2 protein-coding genes are annotated in these 3,131 nt (G+C 65.9%); both read left to right on the plus strand.

Annotated elements, in window-relative coordinates; genetic code table 11:
* A partial coding sequence (locus tag ACY693_RS17360) for an MraY family glycosyltransferase (protein WP_462323066.1) occupies positions 1-1,037 on the plus strand: 1,037 nt, incomplete at its 5' end.
* Positions 1,038-1,043: 6 nt separating this feature from the next.
* On the plus strand, positions 1,044-2,960 hold the full coding sequence (locus ACY693_RS17365; RefSeq protein WP_462323067.1) for a polysaccharide biosynthesis protein: 1,917 nt from the start codon (positions 1,044-1,046) through the stop codon (positions 2,958-2,960).
* Positions 2,961-3,131: the final 171 nt, after the last annotated feature.

Raw genomic sequence — 3,131 nt, forward strand, 5'->3', positions numbered from 1 at the left:
GCAGCGCCTTCGTCGTCAGTGCCCTGCTGACGGCGCTGCTTGCTCGTGGGCGCCTGTCGCTGTTGCACGTGCTTGACCATCCGAACGAGCGCTCGCTCCATGAGCGACCAACGCCCCGCAGTGGCGGCATCGCGTTACTCGGCGGCATCGCGGCCGGGCTCCTGGTGGGGATGTTGGCCCTGCAGCTTGCGAGCGGCACCCTGCAGATGGCTCCGTCCCCATCGTGGCACGCCCTACCCTGGCTCGGCGCCGCCCTGCTGCTGGTTGCGACCATCTCCCTGTGGGACGACCGCATCGGGCTCTCACGCCGACTGCGCCTGCTGGCCCACTTCGTTGCCGCCCTCCTGCTCTGGATGGGCGGACTGCGTTGGGACCAGCTCGGACTGCCGGGCCCCGTCATCGCGCTGCCGATCCTGCTCGCGCTGCCGCTGACGATTCTCTACAGTATCTGGATGCTCAATCTCTACAACTTCATGGACGGCATGGACGGTCTCGCCGGGAGTATGGCGGCCATTGGCTTCGCGGGCCTCGCCGTGCTCGGCCTCAGCGCCGGCGACCTGGTCTACGCCGCCTGCTGCACTGCCATCGCCGCGGCCGCTGCCGGCTTCCTGACCGGTAACTGGCCGCCGGCGCGCATCTTCCTTGGCGACGTGGGCTCTTCTAGCCTTGGGCTGCTAGCGGCGGGCTGCACACTCTGGGGTGCCAGCGCGGGGCTCTTTCCGCTGTGGATCGGCTGGCTGATCTTCTCACCCTTCATCGTCGACGCGACCTGGACCCTGCTGCGTCGCGCCAGCAATGGTGAACGGATCTGGGAGGCGCACCGCTCCCATCACTACCAACGTCTGGTGCTTGCCGGCTGGGGTCATCGTCGCACCCTCCGCTGGGCCCTGGTGTTGATCGCTGCAGTGACCGCCAGCGCCCTGGCAGCGACCCGGCTGAGCACCCAGGAGCAATGGCATTTGATCGGCGGTTGGGCCGTCATCTTCGTCCTGATGCATCTGCGCGTCGGCCTGGCCGAGCGCGTCCAGCGCGGCTGACCGCGAATGGTGACGCGCTGGTACGAGCGGCTGCGCTCCCGCTTTCTGGCCTTTCTCCATGACCTGGTCTGGGTGCCCATCGCCTGGATGGGCGCCTACTGGATGCGCTTCAATCTCGGCGACGTGCCACCCGAGTTCTTGACCGCGGCCTGGGACCTGCTGCCGCTGGTGATGCTGATCTGCGCGATCGTCTACTCGTCGTTCGGGCTCTACCGCGGCGTTTGGCGTTTCGCCTCGCTCCCAGACCTCTCCAGGATCGCCCAAGCCGTCACCGTCACCACCTTCCTCGTGGTCCTCACGCTCTTTCTGCTCAGCCGTAACCAGTTCCTGCCCCGCTCCGTACCACCGCTGTTCCTGGTGTTTCAGTTGATCGGCCTGGCCGGCCCGCGCCTACTCTATCGCCGGCTCAAGGACCATAGCCTTGGGCTACATCCCGGCGAGCGCGTGCTGGTCGTCGGCGCGGATCGGGCCGGCGAGATGCTGGTGCGCGACATGCTTCGCGACCGCAGCCGCCAGTACAACCCAGTGGCCTTCGTCGATGACAAGCTGCGCCGCCAGGGGGGCGACATCCACGGCGTCCCGGTCAAGGGCAGCTCGGCACAGATCCCGGCCTTGGTCGACTCGCTCGCCATCGACCTGATCATGCTCGCGGTGCCGGCTGCCTCTGATGCGCAGATGCAGCGCCTGGTCGAGCTCTGCGAGCGGACTGGAAAGCCGTTCCGCACCGTTCCCCAGCTCAAATCGGTACTGTCCGGCGCGGTCACGATTAACCAGCTACGGCCGGTCTCGATCGACGATCTGCTCGGGCGCAATCCGGTGCAGCTCGATTGGGCGGCGATCCGAGCCAGTCTCACCGATCGCGTGGTGCTGATCACGGGCGCCGGCGGCTCGATCGGCTCCGAGCTCTGTCGCCAGGTCATCGCCGCCCGCCCAAGACGCCTGTTGTTGGCTGACAACAGCGAGCTTAACCTCTACCGGCTCGATCTGGAGCTAGCGGCCCGGGTCGATGCGCCTGAGCTCGGGCTCTACCTCGATGATGTGACCGATCGGGTGGCGATGGAGCAGCTGTTCGAGCGCGAGCGCCCACAGACGGTTTTTCATGCCGCCGCCTACAAGCACGTGCCTCTACTCGAGTCTCAGGTCCGCGCCGCGATACGCAATAATCTGCTCGGCACCGAGACGGTCGCCGATTGCGCCGACCGCTATGGCTGCGAGCGTTGTGTCCTGATCTCAACCGACAAGGCGGTCAATCCAGCCAATGTGATGGGCGCCTCAAAGCGCGCCGCCGAGATGATCTGCCAAGCGCGGGCGCAGCGCTCGCGCACCTGCTTCATCACCGTGCGCTTCGGCAATGTGCTCGGCTCCGCCGGTAGCGTCGTTCCGCTGTTTCGCGCCCAGATCGAGCAGGGGGGGCCCGTCACCGTGACCCATCCTGAGATCGAGCGCTTCTTCATGACCATCCCGGAGGCCTGCCAGCTGATCATGCAGGCCGCCTTGATTGGCACCGGCGGCGAGATCTTCGTGCTCGACATGGGGGAGCCGGTCAAGATCCGCTATCTGGCCGAACAGATGATCCGGCTCGCCGGGCTTGAACCTGACCAGGATATACGCATCGAATATGTTGGATTGCGCCCGGGCGAGAAGCTCTATGAGGAGCTGTTCTATGAGCGCGAGGACCTCCTGCTGACCGAACATGCAAAGATCCACGCCGCACGGCGACTCGCAGTCGATGTCGGCTCGGTTGACGACGCGTTAGAGCGCCTCCGGGCTGTGATCGCTACCCAGGGCGGTGCAGCTGACGACGCAGACCCACTCATCAGCGTGTTACGGGAGTTAGTCCCTGAGTGGCAGTCCTCCGCGCTGCCGATCCATGCGCAGCAAACGCTGCGCGCGGCGCAAACGATGACGGTACATGGGCGCTAACCGGCGCTTTAAGAGAGCTTAAGATGATGCAACAGGCATTGGCACGAGAGCCCCAATTGAATCCGGTCGACGAGCTCGACGCCGACGATGTCGCGATCGCGCCCGAGCCGGAGCCAGAGCCGGAGCCAGCTCTCCTCGCCGATCCAGCAGCTACCGGTCCAACCCCCGAGC

It is taken from the genome of Halochromatium sp. (assembly GCF_054919635.1).